This is a genomic window from Alteromonas sp. RW2A1 (assembly GCF_001886475.1).
Classification (GTDB): domain Bacteria; phylum Pseudomonadota; class Gammaproteobacteria; order Enterobacterales; family Alteromonadaceae; genus Alteromonas; species Alteromonas hispanica.
The window spans coordinates 859457-878248 of sequence record NZ_CP018031.1 but is presented as its reverse complement, the minus strand read 5'-3'; the positions used below and the strand labels follow the sequence as shown (position 1 = coordinate 878248).

Here is an 18792-nt window from a genome sequence, read left to right as displayed (position 1 = left end):
TTTATTTACCTCTTAAAGAGACAGCGCGGCCTCTACAACAGCATCGGTAGTGATACCAAAGTGTTTGAACAAGTCGCCCGCAGGTGCCGATTCGCCGAATGTATCCATACCGATAATTGCGCCATTAAGGCCAACATATTTGTACCAGCTGTCTTTCGACAATGCTTCAACTGCAACGCGCTTAGTCACTGAAGAAGGCAGTACACTCTCGCGATAGTCTTTAGACTGGCGATCGAATACGTCTGTTGATGGCATTGATACTACGCGCACCGATTTACCTTGTTCTCTTAACTTGTCTGCCGCTTCCACAGCAAGTTGAACTTCAGAGCCAGTGGCAATAAGAATAATCTCTGGAGCAGCATCACTATCGCTAAGTACGTAACCGCCTTTCGCGATGCTAGCAACTTGCTCTTGAGTACGCTCTTGCTGAGCTAACCCTTGACGCGTAAAGATAAGCGTTGTTGGCCCGTCAGTGCGCTCGATAGCTGCTTTCCAAGACACGGCAGATTCAACTTGGTCACAAGGACGCCAGTTATCTAGGTTTGGTGTAGAACGAAGCGCAACCACTTGTTCAACCGGCTGGTGAGTTGGACCATCTTCTCCTAAACCAATTGAATCGTGCGTGTACACAAATATAGCAGGCTGTTTCATCAGCGCTGCCATACGCACTGCGTTACGAGCGTACTCCATAAACATCAAGAATGTTGCGCCGTAAGCCTTGAAGCCGCCGTGTAGCGTGATGCCGTTCATCATGGCTGACATACCAAATTCACGTACGCCATAGTAGATGTAGTTACCCGATGCATCGTTCGCTTCTACGCCTTTACTGCCTTCCCAAATAGTTAGGTTAGAACCTGCAAGGTCAGCAGAGCCGCCTAGCAATTCAGGCAATAATGGACCGAATGCATTTAGCGCATTTTGAGATGCTTTACGAGACGCAATGTTCTGCGGGTTAGCTTGAAGATCTGCAATAATTGCATCAGCTTTCTCGCTGAAATCGGCCGGCAGTTCGCCGTTTACACGACGTTTAAATTCTGCGGCTAGCTCAGGGTAAGCGGCTTCATAAGCGGCAAATGTTTGGTTCCACTGTGACTCTGCTTCATTGCCCTTCGCTTTATTATCCCACTGAGCGTAGATGTCGTCAGGAATTTCAAACGCGCCGTGTTTCCAGCCTAACTTTTCACGGGTTGCAACAATTTCGTCGTCACCTAGTGGTGCACCGTGACAAGACTCTGTACCTTCTTTATTCGGCGAGCCAAACCCGATAGTTGTTTTACAACAAATAAGCGTAGGCTGAGCGCTGTTTGCTTGCGCTTTTTCAATAGCCGCTTTTACTTGCTCTGCGTCATGCCCATCTACGCCTTCAATAACTTCCCAGCCGTAGCTTTTAAAACGTGCTGGCGTGTCATCAGTAAACCAACCTTCTACTTCACCGTCGATAGAAATGCCGTTGTCATCCCAAAATGCGATAAGCTTACCTAGCCCCAATGTACCGGCAAGCGAGCATGTCTCGTGCGAAATACCTTCCATTAAGCAGCCATCGCCAAGAAATGCGTAAGTGTAATGATCGACTATATCGTGACCTTCGCGGTTAAACTGTGCAGCAAGTACTTTCTCTGCTAGCGCCATGCCCACAGCATTACTCACACCTTGGCCTAATGGGCCAGTGGTGGTTTCTACACCTGGTGCATAGCCATACTCAGGGTGACCAGGCGTTTTCGAATGGAGCTGGCGGAAGTTCTTCAATTCTTCAATTGGTAGTTCATAACCAGAGAGGTGAAGCAGTGAATATAAAAGCATTGAGCCGTGACCGTTCGATAACACGAAACGATCGCGGTTTGCCCATGAAGGGTTCTCTGGGTTGTGCGATAGAAAATCTTGCCACAATACCTGGGCAATATCGGCCATTCCCATAGGTGCACCTGGGTGACCTGATTTGGCTTGTTGAACAGCGTCCATACTTAATGCACGGATGGCATTGGCAAGTTCACGACGAGAGGGCATGTTGTCTCCTGATTATAATTCGTATCTAAGTGAGCGTGGAGGTAAGCCGCGCGTTCGGCCTAAGCTCTACTTTTATGTACTTTTGAATGTGGCGTTATTCTTACCCATGCCACCTCACAGTTCAATGGCTTTTCATTGCCAATAGCGAAACTAAATACAAAAAATGGTCTATTACGCAAAACGCACGTAAATGCACTACGCTAAAACACAATTTTGTACCTGATAACTCACTATTCTCAGTTTAGTAAAAACAATGAAGCTGATCGTAACGTGTCAAGAATTCGTAACGATGTATAGCAAAAAGACTTTTAGACGTCTAGAAGTAAAGACTGGTATTTGTAGTTTGTTTTAGTACAATACTCAAAATTTAGAATTTTAAATGCAAACGGAGCACATATGGCCACGAATCTATTCACCTCTGAATCGGTCTCTGAAGGACATCCGGATAAAATCGCTGACCAAATTTCTGATGCGGTTCTCGACGCTATTTTAGAGCAAGATTCACGGGCTCGCGTGGCCTGCGAAACCTATGTTAAAACAGGTATGGTTCTTGTTGGCGGTGAAGTGACCACTTCAGCATGGGTCGATATTGAAGAGATTACTCGCAATACCGTGAAAGAAATTGGTTACACCCATTCAGATATGGGTTTTGATGCCGATTCATGTGCAGTGCTTAACGCCATTGGAAAGCAATCTCCTGATATTAATCAGGGCGTAGACCGCGAGAGCTTGGAAGAGCAAGGTGCAGGCGACCAAGGTTTGATGTTTGGTTATGCAAGCGACGAAACAGACGTGCTTATGCCAGCACCTATTACCTATTCACATCGCTTGGTTCAAAAGCAGGCTGAGGTGCGTAAATCGGGTAAGTTAGACTGGCTTCGTCCTGACGCGAAAAGTCAGATTACTTTTAAGTATGAAAACGACAAGCCTGTGGGTATCGACGCAGTTGTGCTTTCTACTCAGCACTGCGACTCAGTGTCTACCGACACCGTACGCGAGGCGGTAATGGAAGAAATTATTAAACCAGTGCTTCCAAGCGAGTGGATTGATGGTAACACCCAATTCCACATTAACCCGACAGGTCGATTTGTTATTGGCGGCCCTATGGGCGACTGTGGGCTTACAGGCCGTAAAATTATTGTTGATACCTACGGCGGTATGGCACGTCACGGTGGTGGTGCATTTTCGGGTAAAGATCCATCGAAAGTTGACCGCAGCGCCGCTTACGCAGGCCGTTATGTAGCAAAGAACATCGTAGCTGCTGGGCTAGCAAAGCGCTGTGAAATTCAAATTTCTTACGCTATTGGCGTAGCGCAGCCTACATCAATTAGCATCGATACTTTTGGTACAGGTGTGGTTGATGAGAAAACATTGGTTGCGCTAGTGCGCGAGCATTTTGACCTTCGCCCATACGGCCTAATTAAGATGTTAGACCTAGAGCGTCCAATTTACCGTGCAACTGCGGCATATGGACACTTTGGCCGCGAAGCCTTCCCTTGGGAAGCGACGGACAAAGCTGAAGCGCTTAAAGCATCGGTTTAAATAGCACGTTAGTAATGTTCAAAATGCAGAAGCCTCCACGTCGGAGGCTTTTTGCATTAGTGCAAATTTTAATTATCGTATTTGTTTAATTTCCATTCACTTTTCTTCAGCTTATTTTTGTCTATGCTTAAAATAACAGTGGGTATGGAAAACTAAACATGCCTTCAAGCGTTGATAAAAATTTGCACGATGCCTTCTGTAATCACATTATGTGTAATGATGCGTTTTGCTAATAAACATGCTATATCTAAATTAAAATAAAAAAACGTTGCTTACTGCGTGGTAACAAGTTGTTTGTAAAAAGCAATGACTTTCATAGGCTAAGTGGAACACATGACAACAATACGCATCTTGCTTTTGTTACTGATATGCGGAGTTTACTTCACCGCTAGTAGCGCCTATGCAAGCAGCGTAGAGTCTAACTATGGCCCAATACACTTTCAAAGCGCCAAGGTAGCAAATTGGCAACTTAAAAGTCGCTTCAGACCCCATTCGATTACCGAAACTCATTACTACGACAGTAGCTTTACCTATCCTGCAGGTTCGCAAACCCTTGTCAGCGCAAAGCGCACATTTAATACGCGATTGCCACAACAGGTATATGCCACCTACAAAACAAACAATACGGCATTTCGACACTATGCCGAGTGGTTATATTTACCCACAGACATTGGCACCTTTACGCGATTAGGCTGGCTTCTTGGCGACAATAAGGGGCTTAATATGGCGGTGGAGCTAGAGCACAGGCAGGTGGGAGAAGAAGAAAATATGGGGTTGTCTCTTGGTGTTCACTACTTCTTCTAATGCACTTTTATCTCGCACTCTATTTTTGTCCTCTGTTTCTTAAATACTTACTTTCCCTGTAAAGAAGCCTCGTAAGTTTTAATAAAGGTTTGCTGTATAAGGAAAGCATCGGTGCTTGCACGGTGACGTTTCGTATCACACTGCTCCAACAAATCATCTTTTACTTCATGCCACAGACACATTTGGGTTTCATTTAAAATGTATTCCATAGCTCTGCAGGTAAATGTCATATCTATTTGTGCCGCAGAGAACAACTTAATTAGCCACGGATTGTCTACTACCCAACCATCGCTATACACAACCGTGTTACCCAAAAAGTGGTTGAGTTCTTGGCACACTTTTACGGGCTCTAAACCTCGTGTATGCAACATCTCTCTGGTAATGCCATGTAATGCCTCTGCTTTTTCATCCCAATGCATCCATGCGTCGTAGGGACGGATCAACTTGCACCACTTTGCACCATCATAGCGCACAACCCCTATTTCAATTGGATAACTCGCCGCACCAAAACCACTGGCTTCGATATCGACAATAGACGGGAGCCATTTTTTCTGCACTTGTTCTCCGCGTGAATAATCACTCACTAATCACTTACATCACATCGTAAATTGATACTGAAATCGCTTTCTGACTCGGCGATATATTCCAGTAAGGTGTAAATGCCAACACTCAATGTCGAATTTACTCCATCTTAATACCAGTTTTGATAGCAGAATCATGCCACTTTTCCTGTAACCGGTTTTCAATGTCACGAATTAGCCACTATTAGCCGTAAAATCTGAGTGTTCACGCCGCAAGGGAGGGGATATTTGGTAAATAGATAAGCGGCGCCAACCGCGTAAGTTTGAAAGGTGGAGTTGGCCGATAAGCCGGGTTCTGTCGTGGGCAACCATTCCTCTAGATCAGCAATCACTCACTGATTCAAGCAACCTACCCGATCCCCATGCGGGCCGCACGTTGAGGGATCCTATTTGGTCTTGCTCCGGGTGGAGTTTACCTCGCCACACTCTGTTACCAGAGGTGCGGTGCGCTCTTACCGCACCCTTTCAGCCTTACCGGCATGTAAACATGCTTAGGCGGTCTTCTCTCTGCTGCACTTGTCGTCGGCTCTCGCCGCCCAGACGTTATCTGGCACCCTGCCCTGTGGAGCCCGGACTTTCCTCCCCTTTCTTACGAAAGCGGCGATTGCCTGGCCAACTCCGCGGCGCATTCTACATGAAGCCCCCTTTAATAGCGAACAACTTACAGCATTAACGTTGATATTCGCACGGTAAAATGAATGCCTTCTAATCCAAAGATCATAAGACAGCATGTTTATTTGATAAAGATTGCGTTTTTCACTTAGACTGACCACTTTATTTTTCACAAGCGTAATCAGTAATGTTAACACTAGCTAAATCTACCTCTTTGCAAGCTATGGGCGTTTTATGCCTGCTTGCAGCCGCCTCTGCGCACGCCACTGTTGTTGAAGTACGAACCGCACTAGGCAACGTACAAATAAACCTCTTCGATGAAGAGACTCCTGAAACCGTCGAGAACTTTTTGGACTATGTAAACTCAGGGGCTTATGCAAATACAGTGGTACATCGTCTAGAGCCAGGCTTTGTAGCGCAAAGCGGCGGTTTTGTTTATAACGGTATGTTCCCTCTTGATAGCGTACCCACAGGAACGCCTGTTATTAATGAGCCAACGTTGTCTAACGTTCGCGGCACTATTGCAATGGCAAAGCTCGCCAGTTCACCAGATAGCGCCACATCACAATGGTTTATTAACTTATCTGACAACAGCGCAAACTTAGACGTGCAAAATGGTGGGTTTACCGTGTTCGGCCAAGTACTGGGAAATGGAATGGAAGTGTTTGATGCAATTGAAGCACTACCACGTTTTGATTTAGGCGGTGCGGCCTCGTCTATTCCACTGAGAGATTACACCAGCACCGATGCAAGTAACGAGGTTGAGATAACGGGCGACAACTTGGTGATTATTACTGATATTGTAGTGACAGATAGCGCAACGGTTACCAATCCAGATATTGTACCGGTTGAAAATACGCTGCTAGACGCGGGCTCACCTAATGTACCGGGTTCTAACAACAATTCGTCTGGCGGTGGAAGCTTAGGCTTTTTCCTGCTTAGCTTAGCGCTGGTATGTCGCTGCGTTAAGTTTAAGCGTTAATAAGCCTTTAGCCGGCTATAAGACGCCTTTAGAGACTATAGGAAGCCACCTTTAATCAAAAGGTGGCTTTTTTACTCATAAAATTAAAATCTATTTCTGTGGATTAATTAAATACTTCTCGCCGGTTTTTTTCGCATTGTATTGAGCAATTTTTTCAGGCTGCAATGCTTCTTCTAAGCTTAATATATCTGTGAAGTCGCTCTTAAACGTGGTGTTAATTTCATTTGCTACACGATGATGTAGCGCACCCACTTTTTCTGGGGCTAGCTTGCCTAAGAAGCGCATTAATAGCCATCCGCCAATTCCCCAAGTCATGCCGTAGGCACGGTTTAATATAGTAGGTGAAAAGTCTAGGCCGCCATAAATGTACACTTGTTTGTTGGCGTCTGAGCCATAGGTATTGAAACCTTCGGCGTCTTTGCTTCCAACCGCTTCCATTGCCGTTAGTATGTCGCTTACTAACTCGCCCCCACCAATGGCATCAAACGCCAATGTAGCACCGGTTTCTTCAATGGCTTTGTAGAGATCTTTTTTGAAACTATCGCTTGATGAGTTGCACACGTATTTCGCGCCAATCTCAGTGAGTAAATCAGCTTGAGACTGCTTACGTACTATATTGACCAAGGGCACGCCTTCGGCAATACAAATTTTGTTTAGCATAATACCTAAGTTAGAGGCCGCTGCTGTATGAACCAATGCACTATGACCTTCCATGCGCATGGTTTCTACCATACCCAATGCCGTTAGCGGGTTTACAAATGAAGACGCGGCTTGCTGTGGCGTAGTCTCTTCTTTATGAACAATGCACGCTTGAACCGGAACGCAGCAATACTGCGCAAAACATGCACCCGATAATACTGCTACTGTTTTACCTAACATAGACTGCGCCGCTTCACTTTCACCGGCAGCGACTACTACGCCAGCCCCTTCATTACCGATAGGCAGTGACATATCCAGGCGGGATTTTATACGAGGTAGTAAACCAGGGTGCACGGGTGCTGTTAACTGTCCCTTATTGGCATCGAAGGTGGCCTCATTTAAATTTGCTGGGCCAAACATGGGCCACATATCCGACGGATTGATAGGTGTGGCTTCAATTTTAACAACAACCTGGTGCGCTTTTGGCTCAGGAATATCAGAGTCAACGAGGTTAATTTCTAGCTGACCTTGTGAAGTGATTTTTGTTAGTAGCTGTTTTGATGTTGTCACAGTAATTCTTCTCCGTGTAATTATATAAAGTAATAGCGTTTGCCCAGAACCTTACGCTAGCACTAAGAAAAGCCTCATGCGAATAAATTAGGTGGATAGGCAATCATAAGAGTTTATCGGTACACGGTGCCGGCTGTTGTACTTATGCAGTCAGTTGTACTTATGCAGTCAGTTGTATTTATACAGTCAGTTGAACTTTACAAAAAGGCACTTTCGCCTATTTCTAAAACCACCAGCAACTTGTACCCATCACCAATAATCACTATTGTAGAGCGATTAGCATCCACTTAAAAAAAGGATTTACTCCATGAAAGCAGGTACTTACCTCTTAGGTATTTTTGCTTTGGCAACGGCGGTAACCGCATGTGCCCCTACTGCGCCTTCCTCTAACGATATCGCAAAAAAAGAAACGAAGGCCGAAGAAGCAGGTCTTAAAATCGATTACGAGAAATATCAATTAGACAACGGCTTAACGGTCATTTTGCACGAAGATAAGTCTGACCCTATTGTATCCCTTGCCACTGTGGTGCACGTAGGCTCAAACAGAGAAAAGCCCGGTAGAACAGGATTTGCCCACTTCTTTGAGCACATGGCCTTTAACGATTCTGAAAATGTACCTAAAGGCGCCAATCGAAAAATGATCCCTGAATTAGGTGGTAGTCGAAATGGAGGAACCTGGAGTGACGGTACTATTTACTACGAAGTGGTGCCAAAAGATGCGTTTGATAAACTGCTTTGGATAGACTCCGACCGTTTAGGCTTTATGATCAATACGGTTACCGAGCCTACCCTTGAGCGCGAAAAGCAGGTAGTAAAAAATGAAAAGCGCCAGCGTGTGGATAACCGCCCTTATGGCCATACCGATCACGTTATTCGCAAGGCGCTTTACCCTGAAGGACACCCTTACAGCTGGACGGTTATTGGCGACCTAGAAGACTTACAGGCGGCGACATTAGATGATGTAAAAGGCTTTTATAACGAGTTTTATACCCCATCGAACGTAACGCTAGTGATTGCCGGTGATATCGACATTGAAGCAACAAAAGAAAAAGTGGCTTATTGGTTTGGCGAAATTGATGCCGGTAAGTCGGTTGACCCAATAGAGCCAATGCCAGTGTCAATAGACAGCGATATTACACTGGTGCATGAAGATAATTTTGCTCGCCTTCCTGAAATTAGAATTACGCTGCCTACTGTTGAGCAATATCATCCCGACGCATACGCCCTTGATATGCTTGGTGAATTATTGGCAGGGTCTAAGGACACGCCGCTATACGAGTTATTGGTTACTGAAAAACAAGTGGCTCCTAATGTTTCTGCCTACCACTCTGCTCAAGAAGTTGCTGGAACATTTACATTGCGAGTACGGGCAAATTCAGGCCAGCCGTTAGATGAAGTACACGCACTCATTGAGCAAGGTTTAGAAACTTTTAAAAACAAAGGTGTTACCGATGCACAACTGACTCGCATACGCGCGAAAACTGAAACCGCGTTTTACGAGCAGTTTGAAAGCATTCTTAATAAGTCGCTACAGCTTGGAATATACAATGAGTATGCACAATCTCCTGATTTTTATAATACTGAAATTAAGCAAATAAATAGCGTCACTACCAAAGACATCATGCGTGTATTTAAGCAGTATGTGTTTAACAAGCCTGCCGTTATTACTAACTTCGTTCCTAAGGGCGAAGCTGAGCTTGCTATGGATAACGCAATTAAAGCCAATGTGGTTGAAGAGCAAATTATAGAAGGGGCAGAAAAAGAGTTTAACGAGTCGGATAGCGTGGTATTTAAGCGTACCGAAACTAAAAACGATCGCAGTGAACCTGCACTCACAGACTTACCTGCTATCAATGTTCCTGATGTGTGGCAACATACTACCGATCTGGGTATTCATGCTTATGGAATTGAAGATACAGAACTGCCGTTAGTGAATTTCAGCATGCGCTTTCCAGGCGGCCAGCTGTTAGACGCTAGCGGTAAAGAAGGCACATCAGCGCTTCTTGCCGATATGTTATTTGAGGGTACCGAAAAAAGAACGGCGGCAGAGTTTGAACAAGCGCTTGGTCTACTTGGCGCGTCCCTAAACGTAAACGCATCGAAGTACGATATTACGCTTCGAGGAAGTGTGCTAGCTAAAAACTACTCTCAAACAATGGCGTTGGTGTCAGAAATGCTAACTATGCCTGCGTTTAAACAGGCTGATTTCGATAGAATAAAACAGGCTCAAATAACAAATATCAAGCAGAGCTTGAGCAACCCCTCGCGCACTGCATTCAACGTTTTCTCTACCAAACTTTACGGTGATGAACATCCGCTAGGCATTGCCACGGGTGGAACGCTCACCAGTGTAGAAAGTATTACACTGGAAGATGTTGAAGCCTTTTACGCAACCAATATCAAGCCACAAGGCAGCCAATACCACAGTGTGGGTGCGGTAGATAAAGAATCAGTAGTGGCCGCGCTCTCCTCGTTCAGCGATTGGTCTGGCGCCACAGCTTCACTACCTAAGCTTAAACCTGCCACTACGTCTGCAGATAGCCGAGTATTCTTTATTGATATTCCAGATGCAAAACAATCCGTAATCTATATGGGTAAACTGCTGCCTAATGCACAAAATGACGATATCTATCCCATTGAATACGCGAACACATCACTCGGTGGCGGAATTAGCGGACGATTGGCGCAAACCTTGAGAATTGAGAAGGGATACACCTACGGCGCATACTCGTATGTAAGAGGAGGTCCTTACAATTCTGCATTTATCGCCAGCTCGCAGGTGAGAAGCAATGTCACTAAGGAATCGCTAGAGGAATTCAAACGCCTAGTGGGCGATTACAAAGATACGTTTAACGAGGAAGACCTTGCTGTTATGCAAAATATGGTCATAAAAGGTAACGCGAGAGCATTTGAAACCCTTGGTAGTAAACTTCGTATGCTTGAAGATATCAGTGAATATGCGCGCCCAGTTAATTACGTTGAAAAACAGCAGGAATACGCCCTTAACGCAAATTTAAGTGAAGTGCATAGAGTGATAGACACCTATATACAAGAGCCTGAAATGATTTACGTTGTCGCGGGCGACGGAGCCACGCAACGGGAAAAGGTGAAAGCTTTTTCAAAGGCATTAAACGCTAATTTTGTGGAACTCGATATTCATGGCAATACTTTGTAGCCTTGAATAACATCCCAATTCACAAGATTGGTTCTATTTACGATTGAAATATTTGAACCAAAAGCCCCGTCTGTTCTTTGTCACGATGGGGCTTTTTTAACTGTAAACGGCAAAAGTTTACATTTTGACACCTAAACCGTGTTTCCTTTTGCACATTCTTTTAGCAAACAGGGTAATTTTTGATAAACTCATCGCAGTATTTTTGAGAACACATAAACAGGAACCCCAAATGGCCGTATTCGGTACCGTATTCATGCCTGAAATGGCGCTTACCCGCTTTGAAAACGACGCATGGTCTGAGACAGAGTTTGTCAGTTCAGACGCTATACAAATGCATCCTGGCGCTCATGTTCTTCATTACTCGAGCACGTGTTTCGAGGGTCTTAAGGCGTTTAAGCACGAAGATGGTAGTATTAACATTTTTCGCATGGATAAAAACATCGAACGGTTTGCGCAAAGCAGTCGTCTACTTAACTTGCCAGAAATCGACAAAGCGCAAGTTGAGAAGATGATCCTAGATGTGGTAGCAAAATACAGCTCTGAAGTACCAGAGCCTCCTGGTTCAATGTACATCCGCCCAACGCATGTGGGTACTGAAGCGTCTATCGGTAAAGCAGCAGCGCCTTCGGCCACATCAATGCTATATGTTCTTTTATCACCCGTGGGTGATTATTTTGCTGGTGGCTTAAAGCCGCTGCGCTTGTTGCTAGATGAAACAGGTATGCGCTGTGCGCCGCACATGGGTATGGTAAAAAGCGGTGGCAATTACGCCAGTGCACTACCACCTATCCTAAAGGCCAGAGAAGAAGTTCAGGCAGACCAAATATTGTTTTGCCCCAATGGTGATGTTCAAGAGACTGGTGCAGCAAACTTCCTTCTTGTGGATGGTAACGAAATCATCACAAAAGCATTAGATTCAACATTTTTACACGGAGTTACCCGAGCAACCGTGCTGCAGTTAGCGAAGGATCACGGCATGACCGTAAGCGAAAGAGAGCTTACCGTTGCTGAATTGCTGGAAAGAGCGGCCAAACCTGGCACTGAAGCAGCTTTATCTGGCACAGCAGCCGTACTTACGCCAGTTGGAACACTTATTCATAATGAAAAAGAGTATCAAGTAGGTAACGGCGAGGCAGGCCCAATAACAATGAAGCTACGCCAAGCGCTGAACGATATTCAGTGGGGCAAAGCTGAAGATACGCATAATTGGTTAGTGAAAATCAAGTCGTAACACATCGCGTTTATTAGTGTTCGACTTTTAAAAGACTAGCCCGTAGCGGCTGTATTGTGACAGGTGTTAGGTGACGAATGGCGAGTTACCTAACTCCTTTTAGTAATACATTTTAATGCAACTGGAGGGTTTGTGGGCTTGCTTAATTCGGTTCTGATCCCTTTATTCGGAATAAAGCGCGACTTGATTTCTACCGCGGTTTTTAGCTTGATATAGCGCCCAATCTGAATGTTTGTATAAATCATCATACTTAGCGTGCTCCATACTTGCTGTAGCAACACCGATACTTACAGTAAGGTTAAGGCCTTTTGGACAGTCACTTGGTAGTGCCATTCCTTCAACGCGCTCTCTCAGGCTCTCGGCAAAGTCTACGGCGGCTTTAGGCTCTTTATTAAACGTCATAATAACGAACTCTTCACCACCAATGCGGGCAAAAATGTCAGCATTATCCTTGCCTTTACCGCACATAGACTGCAATGCGTTAGTTAGAGCGATTAATACTTTATCACCAGCGTCATGCCCGTAGGTATCGTTGATTTCCTTGAAGTAATCGATATCTATCAGTAAGAAAGCGCTTTGAATATTAGCCCCCTGCATACTAGTAAACTTACGTTCAAGATAGCGACGGTTTCCTATTCCGGTTAAATAGTCAGTTTCAGATGTATCGGCTAAAAGCTGATTAGCCTGTTCAAGTCTCAGCAACTTTTGCCTTCTCAGCATTAGTGTAAGAAACAATACAGCGCAAATAAGTGAGATAACGATGGCGGAAAAAAGGTAGAAAGACGCGTTGCGTGCCTCTCTTTCTCGCTGAATCAGATTTTCTTGCAGTTTAATTAATTCCCTTTCGCTTTTTATTTGCGCTTCTAGGGGTTCTAGGGATTTTCCCCTCTAAAAAGACATAATCCTCTGTAGACCACACCAATAAATGGCTGCGGAGGTGGGTTACTACTTATAAGTGTGGCAAAAATTCTTTGGTGTAACGCTTTCTTTCAGGCATCTCTTTCTCCAGTTAAGCTGATATTATACTCTTAACTGGACTGGTCAATTCAATTGGACCACGTCATCCTGCATATTTCACCCGCTCTTTATACTCGGAAATATGCTTACGAGTGAGGTCGGTCACTCGGGGTTGGTTAAGCTTTGGTTTTGTATCTGCCTGTGTATTCATTGCTATCCTTCCAATTCATCGAACCCATTAAATATGGCATTCGACACTTAAATTGAAATATAGCAGCTAATGAGATATTTTCTATTGACTTTACCAATAATATCAATCACTTATAGTAACAAATAAAATTCTAAAGTCAATTTGAACTCTAACCATAGTCGGCAGTTAAGCACCGATTTTGAATGCTTTGCACCAAAGAAAAATCGAACGATTCAAGTAACACAAAAAATGCGGATGTAAACAGCGGCATCGGATAAAACACTTAAATTACAAGGTTGTAAAACGGAGGACTTATGAAGATCACTGAGGAAAAGCTGAATCACTTTGCAAATTTTGTTGGTCAGTATGCAACCAAGAAGGAAGCTTTCAGACATTTTCAGCAAGAAGTAAATCAGCACATATTTTCAGATATGAAGAAAAATTTCTCAAAAGAAAAGCGCGATATAAATCAAAAATAATTACTAACAAGCAGGGCATCGAGCAATTTATTGCTCCCGTATTCCCTCAGGCTAGGACTTGTGAGAAAAGTTGTGACAAAAAAATAATGGCCCTAAAAGGGGTCGCAGCATACTTGAAATTGACCGAAAAAACAGTGTACAGGCTAGCTGCGGAGAAAAAACTACCGGGTTTTAAAGTTGGCGGACGTAGCGGAGGTATCTGATTTAGAAGCTTGAATAGTAAAACAAAAGGACAAAGGACGCGGAATTTCTAGCTTACTGAAATCAATCTTCATATTTTCTACTCATTCAAATACATCTCCGCCATGTCATCTAATCTGGCTTTTACTTCTTTCCAGTTTGGCATAACTTGGGTTAATAAACGCCAGAAGCGCTCGCTGTGGTTGTGTTCAGCAATGTGGCAAAGCTCATGTAGTATCACGTAATCAATGCATTCTTTCGGTGCCTTAACGAGGTGAGGGTTGAGCATCAAGTTGCCTTTAGTTGAGCAGCTTCCCCATTGCTTTTTCATTGCCATCACACGAAAAGAAGGAATGCCTGTTACCCAAGTGGCTTTCGGAAGTAGTTCGGCTAGTCGCTCACGAAAAATTGCATTTGCTTTATGTTGATACCACTTGTCGATTAACGGCTTAATTTTCACCAACCGATCATCAATATTTTTAACTTCTTCCCGCTTGATTGTTACGTTCAATTTGCCACGGCTAAGCTTCACATTGGGCACTTGCTTGGCATCATTGGTGATCTTTAATACATAGCGCTTACCTAAGTAAAACTGCGTTTCGCCACTCACGTAACGCTTGGGTAAAACGGTATCTTTTTGCTTAGCAAACTCATCAATGCTTTGCCAAATCCATCTGGCACGCTTATGCATGGCATCTTGAATAGCATCATCACTTGCATCATGTGGCACTGTAGCCACAACACGCTGATCAGGGTGAACCTTAATAATTACCTTGCGTGCTATTTTTTTAGCGTTATCAGCAGGCTTGGTTTTACGAATAACATCATAGTGAATGGTGTCGTTACCATAGGTAAACACACCTCGTTCACTGGTTGTAGTTCTGCTTTCTTTTGGGCAAATAGCGGCAGCAACGGCTCGTCTAGTCACGCTTGTTAGCCCCTTGCTAAGCCTAGTCGAGTGATCTTGAGCACTTCTTCAATCAGCTTTTGAGCGTTATCAAGGCCAAGTTCGCCAAATAACAGCGGCAACAACTTCATGTGTATGGCGTTTTCAATCTCCGCTGGATTGATGGAATACTCAGCAACAGCGGTGTTCACCACATCATCAATACTAAACGCCAACGCTACTAACTTGTCGTTATCGAGTTCCTTTTCAGTCAAGAATTCAGCATCAAATAGGTGTTTAAACAACCCAAAGTAGGCTTGGGCATATTTATTTAGCTTGCCAGAGTCATCTATAAAGTCATTGGGGACATCAGCGACTTTGCGGTCTTTCACTTCCTGTTCAAAATCTGCAAAAAGGATGTATTGCTTAACAGGCGCATCAAACATCGCTTTGGCGTCTTCAATCGCCTTTTTCAGCATCTTAGAAAAATATTCCTGTGCATAAGGATCATCTGCTAAGTCTTGCTCAATCATCTTAGTGATACGACCTGTGATTTTATCGGTCTGGTTACGAGCTTCGTCATCGCTCATATCCTGTGGCTTAACGTCTTTTCCTAAGTTACCAACTAAATAGGCACCGTCAGGCTCTTTAACTTCAATACCAGCAATATGCTTGTCTAGAAGGCTACGAATATCTTCTGCGTATTCATCATAATTAATGGTTTCGTCAGCATCTTCACGTACTTGTTTACGCAAATCGACAAAGGCTTTTAGGTCACGCTTGTACAAGTCTCGCTTGTTATCGAATGACTTATCTTCAAAGTAGGTTGCTGATTGCAACGCTACTTTCATACAGTTAGAAAATGCAGTTAGTGCTGAATAGAAGTCATCACGCTTTTTAAGATTAGTATCGACAAGCTTACCATCGACATCTTGCACCTTAGGCGCTAACGCTTGGCGAAGCGCTGGGCCATCTTGTTTGTTTTTAACGCCATCGAATATCTCCCATAAATCGCGGTGTAAACCCGGAAGCTTTTTGTATTCCGTATCCATGCGGTTATACAAACCTTTCAGATCATCAATATCAAAGCCGCCTTGGGTGCGTTCTGCAAGGTCTTGGTACTTCTCTATGGTGGTATCAAGCTCTTTTAAAATACCTCGATAATCGATTAAGTAACCAAACTGCTTTTTGCTGTGCAATCGGTTAACACGAGCAATGGCTTGAATTAGGTTGTGCTCTTTTAGTGGCTTATCGATATAAAGCACAGTGTTCTTTGGTTCGTCAAAGCCTGTTAGCAGCTTATCTACTACGATCATGATGTCAGGGCCATCATCTCTACCAAAGTCTTCAATAATGGCTTTGGTGTAGGTTTTTTCGTCCATTTTATTAACGTTAGCTTTCCACCAATTTTGCACAATGTCTTTGCTTTCCTGATCAACCGCCTCGTGACCCTCACGCGTATCTGGAGCCGACATCGCCACAACCGATGTAACCGTGCCTATTTTATCCAATGCCTTCTTATAACGAATAGCAGAGGCTTTGGAATCACAGGCTAACTGGCCTTTTAAGCCTTGTTGTTTAAAGTTTTGGAAGTGGTCGGCAATATCATAAGCAATCAGGTCAATTCGACCTTCAGTTTGGTAGATCTGACCTTTTTGCGAAAACTTCTTCTTTAAATCCGTTTTTTGTTTGTCAGTTAGTTTACTGGTGCTGCGTTCAAACCAAGCATCAATGGCTTTGTCGTTAACGTTCAGCTCTGGAATGCGTTCTTCGTATAACAGAGGGGTAACGGTTTTATCTTCAACCGCTTGCTGCATGGTGTAAGAGTGGATTATCTTACCGAATTTGTTTTCGGTCTTATCGTCTTTTAACAGTGGCGTACCAGTAAAGGCAATATAGGCCGCTTTAGGCAGCGTTTGCTGCATACGGATATTATTTTCACCGTTTTGGCTGCGGTGGCCTTCATCCACTAACACAATTATATTTGGGCTATCGTTGTAGCAGTCTTTTTGTTTAATAGCAGAACCAAACTTATTAATGATCGAGAAGATAACTCGCTCATTCCCTTTACCAATCTGTTCAGCTAAACGCTTACCAGTGGTCGCCATTGCATCTTTTTTATCTCGGTCAGTTAATACACCACCAGATGCAAAGGTTCTACTGAGTTGATCTTCCAAATCCACACGGTCTGTAACTATGATCACACGGCACTGAGCCAGCTCTTCTAGCCAAATAAGCGCTTTGGATAAAAACACCATAGTAAATGACTTGCCACTACCTGTAGTGTGCCAAATAACACCACCTTCACGAGCGCCAGTGTCATCGAAGGTGTTTATGCGTTCAATAAGTGCTTTTATGCCAAATACCTGCTGATATCGAGCAACTATCTTGCCTGCTTTTTTATCAAACAAAGTAAATAAGCGAGTCATATCCAATAGGCGCTCAGGACGCAGTAAGCTAACAATAAGCCTATCTTGATCGGTAACGGTTAAGTCACCTGCTGCAACCAAAGATAGGTAGTCATCTTTCGCTTTAGCTGGGCGATGATTAAATAGTCCACCTAATTGTTCATTGCTTAATTTGTGATTTTTCAACCTGACAAATTCCGCTTCAGGTATTTGCTCCTCTTTCCACTTCGCCCAGAACTTTTCAGGGGTGCCGCATGTCGCATATAAACCTTCATGCCCATTTACTGCTAATAACAATTGGCTATAGGCATACAAGTGAGGAATTTCAGCCTGACCTTGGTTACGAATGTGCTGAGAAATCGCTTCAGCGTTGGTCGATTTACCTTCTTTATTTGAATCCGGGCGTTTCGCCTCAATCACTACTAGCGGCAACCCATTCACAAAACACACAATATCTGGAATGCGATTACCAGTGCCTTCGGAATTTTGAACAACTAATTCTTCGGTAAAATGGAATTGGTTATTATCAAGATTGTGCCAATCAATAAGCTTAATGGTGGGGGAGGCTTTTTTACCTTCTATGAATTCGGTAACGCTCACGCCATACATTAGCGCATTGTAGATTTTCTCATTAGCCGCTTTTAACCCTAAGTTCATAGCAGGGATTAACTCATGCATGACCTTATCAATAGCTGCTTCTGATAACGAATGCTGCTTACCAGCAAACGAAAACGTTTGTTTCGCTAAGAAAGCACGCATGACGGGCAATAAAACAACCTGATGAGTGCTTTTCTTATCACTTGCTAGTGAATTGCCACGCAAGGCTTCACATTCACTTGGTGGAATAAAGGTATAGCCTAAATTGGTTAAGAGGGTAAGTGCAGGGATTTTTGCGCTGAATTCTTCTTGGAAGCTAACAGAACCATTCCTCATGAGTTGACTCCTTCTGTTTGAATGAATTTACAAACATGAGTCATAATTGCGTCTGTATTTAGCAAAACAATAATTACCATCACTATTAAGGAAATCCAAAAAGTTAGAGGTACTTTATCCCTAAAAAAGCCGAATTTCCTTTGTTCATCTATCCAAGCAATTTGCTGTTCCCAAAAGAATTTATAGTGAGCAAACCAAGTTGCAAACATAATGTGACTTGACGCACAGCTATTGTTATATCGCAGTTCAATGTCATTAAGTTTGTTCGCTATATCAGTAGTATTTGGAGATTGAGATTTTGCGTCCAACATTAAATGTTTAAGTTCATTGAACAGACCAGTTAATGCAATACCTTTTTCTTCGTATATCTTCTTATCCCCATTTTTCATGGAAATATAAAGTCCAATAAGTCCAAGTACTAAAAGCGTGCAAGACATGAATTTTGTCGAAAGGCTAGAGAACGCTAACGCATAAACACCAAAGGCCATTGAAAAAAAGCTAATTAAGCCGGGTAGTCTTTCTATCATTTCATAGCTAGCGAAATGTAGCTTAGCTGAGTAACCAACGTTATAAGCTGTTTCAGCAATGTGCTTTTTCAAGTTATTAATATCCATTCTTT

The 18792-nt window shown here is 43.6% G+C and carries 13 protein-coding genes, 1 other RNA gene and 1 pseudogene; 7 read left to right on the top strand and 8 right to left on the bottom strand.

The genetic code is table 11. The features are described 5' to 3' along the window. Nucleotides 1–12: 12 nt before the first annotated feature. Nucleotides 13–2004 carry a transketolase gene (gene tkt, locus BM528_RS03950; protein WP_071978757.1) on the bottom strand — a complete coding sequence of 664 codons (1992 nt, stop codon included), beginning with the start codon at nt 2002–2004 and terminating at the stop codon, nt 13–15. 396 nt (nt 2005–2400) lie between these two features. Here tkt and metK point away from each other — a divergent pair, with 396 nt between their 5' ends. Further along, on the top strand, nt 2401–3546 hold the full coding sequence (gene metK / locus BM528_RS03945) for a methionine adenosyltransferase (RefSeq protein ID WP_071978756.1): 1146 nt from the start codon (nt 2401–2403) through the stop codon (nt 3544–3546). 333 nt (nt 3547–3879) lie between these two features. Continuing rightward, nucleotides 3880–4350, top strand: coding sequence for a hypothetical protein (locus BM528_RS03940; protein ID WP_156844029.1), 471 nt, complete (start codon nt 3880–3882; stop codon nt 4348–4350). A 47-nt stretch (nt 4351–4397) separates the two neighbouring features. Here the strand turns inward: BM528_RS03940 and BM528_RS03935 are convergent, their stop codons facing one another. Further along, nucleotides 4398–4907, bottom strand: coding sequence for a 3'-5' exonuclease (locus BM528_RS03935; RefSeq protein ID WP_071981144.1), 510 nt, complete (start codon nt 4905–4907; stop codon nt 4398–4400). A gap of 292 nt (nt 4908–5199) precedes the next feature. After that, an RNA gene (gene rnpB / locus BM528_RS03930) (RNase P RNA component class A) lies at nt 5200–5551 on the bottom strand. A 179-nt stretch (nt 5552–5730) separates the two neighbouring features. Here rnpB and BM528_RS03925 point away from each other — a divergent pair. Beyond that, on the top strand, nt 5731–6525 hold the full coding sequence (locus BM528_RS03925) for a peptidylprolyl isomerase (RefSeq protein ID WP_071978755.1): 795 nt from the start codon (nt 5731–5733) through the stop codon (nt 6523–6525). Between the two features lie 90 nt (nt 6526–6615). Here the strand turns inward: BM528_RS03925 and BM528_RS03920 are convergent, their stop codons facing one another. Continuing rightward, complete coding sequence (locus BM528_RS03920; RefSeq protein ID WP_071978754.1) at nt 6616–7734, bottom strand: zinc-binding dehydrogenase; 1119 nt, start codon at nt 7732–7734, stop codon at nt 6616–6618. A 307-nt stretch (nt 7735–8041) separates the two neighbouring features. On the opposite strand from BM528_RS03920, the gene BM528_RS03915 reads away from it, so the two are divergent. After that, the gene (locus tag BM528_RS03915) at nt 8042–10909 is read left to right on the top strand and encodes a M16 family metallopeptidase (RefSeq protein WP_071978753.1); all 2868 of its coding nucleotides are present in this window, start codon (nt 8042–8044) and stop codon (nt 10907–10909) included. A 202-nt stretch (nt 10910–11111) separates the two neighbouring features. Beyond that, nucleotides 11112–12140 (top strand): branched-chain amino acid aminotransferase, encoded by a 1029-nt coding sequence (locus tag BM528_RS03910; RefSeq protein ID WP_269529693.1) that lies wholly within the window; start codon nt 11112–11114, stop codon nt 12138–12140. 162 nt (nt 12141–12302) lie between these two features. On the opposite strand, the gene BM528_RS03905 is transcribed toward BM528_RS03910, so the two are convergent. Beyond that, on the bottom strand, nt 12303–12842 hold the full coding sequence (locus BM528_RS03905) for a GGDEF domain-containing protein (protein ID WP_071978751.1): 540 nt from the start codon (nt 12840–12842) through the stop codon (nt 12303–12305). 759 nt (nt 12843–13601) lie between these two features. Between BM528_RS03905 and BM528_RS18450 the strand changes: the two genes are divergently transcribed. Next, nucleotides 13602–13766, top strand: a complete 165-nt coding sequence (locus tag BM528_RS18450; protein ID WP_156844027.1) for a hypothetical protein — start codon at nt 13602–13604, stop codon at nt 13764–13766. Between the two features lie 86 nt (nt 13767–13852). Beyond that, nucleotides 13853–13951: pseudogene (locus BM528_RS18445) on the top strand (helix-turn-helix domain-containing protein); the annotation flags it as partial. 95 nt (nt 13952–14046) lie between these two features. Here BM528_RS18445 and BM528_RS03895 read toward each other — a convergent pair. From BM528_RS03895 to BM528_RS03885, 3 genes are read right to left on the bottom strand one after another with little or no spacing between them, the layout of a single operon-like run. Continuing rightward, the gene (locus BM528_RS03895; protein WP_198033592.1) at nt 14047–14874 is read right to left on the bottom strand and encodes a M48 family metallopeptidase; all 828 of its coding nucleotides are present in this window, start codon (nt 14872–14874) and stop codon (nt 14047–14049) included. Between the two features lie 5 nt (nt 14875–14879). Further along, the gene (locus tag BM528_RS03890; RefSeq protein ID WP_071978749.1) at nt 14880–18173 is read right to left on the bottom strand and encodes a type I restriction endonuclease subunit R; all 3294 of its coding nucleotides are present in this window, start codon (nt 18171–18173) and stop codon (nt 14880–14882) included. Continuing rightward, entirely contained in the window at nt 18170–18787 is a 618-nt protein-coding gene (locus tag BM528_RS03885; protein WP_071978748.1) for an SLATT domain-containing protein, read from the bottom strand. The genes BM528_RS03890 and BM528_RS03885 overlap by 4 nt, the downstream gene beginning before the upstream one ends. Nucleotides 18788–18792: the final 5 nt, after the last annotated feature.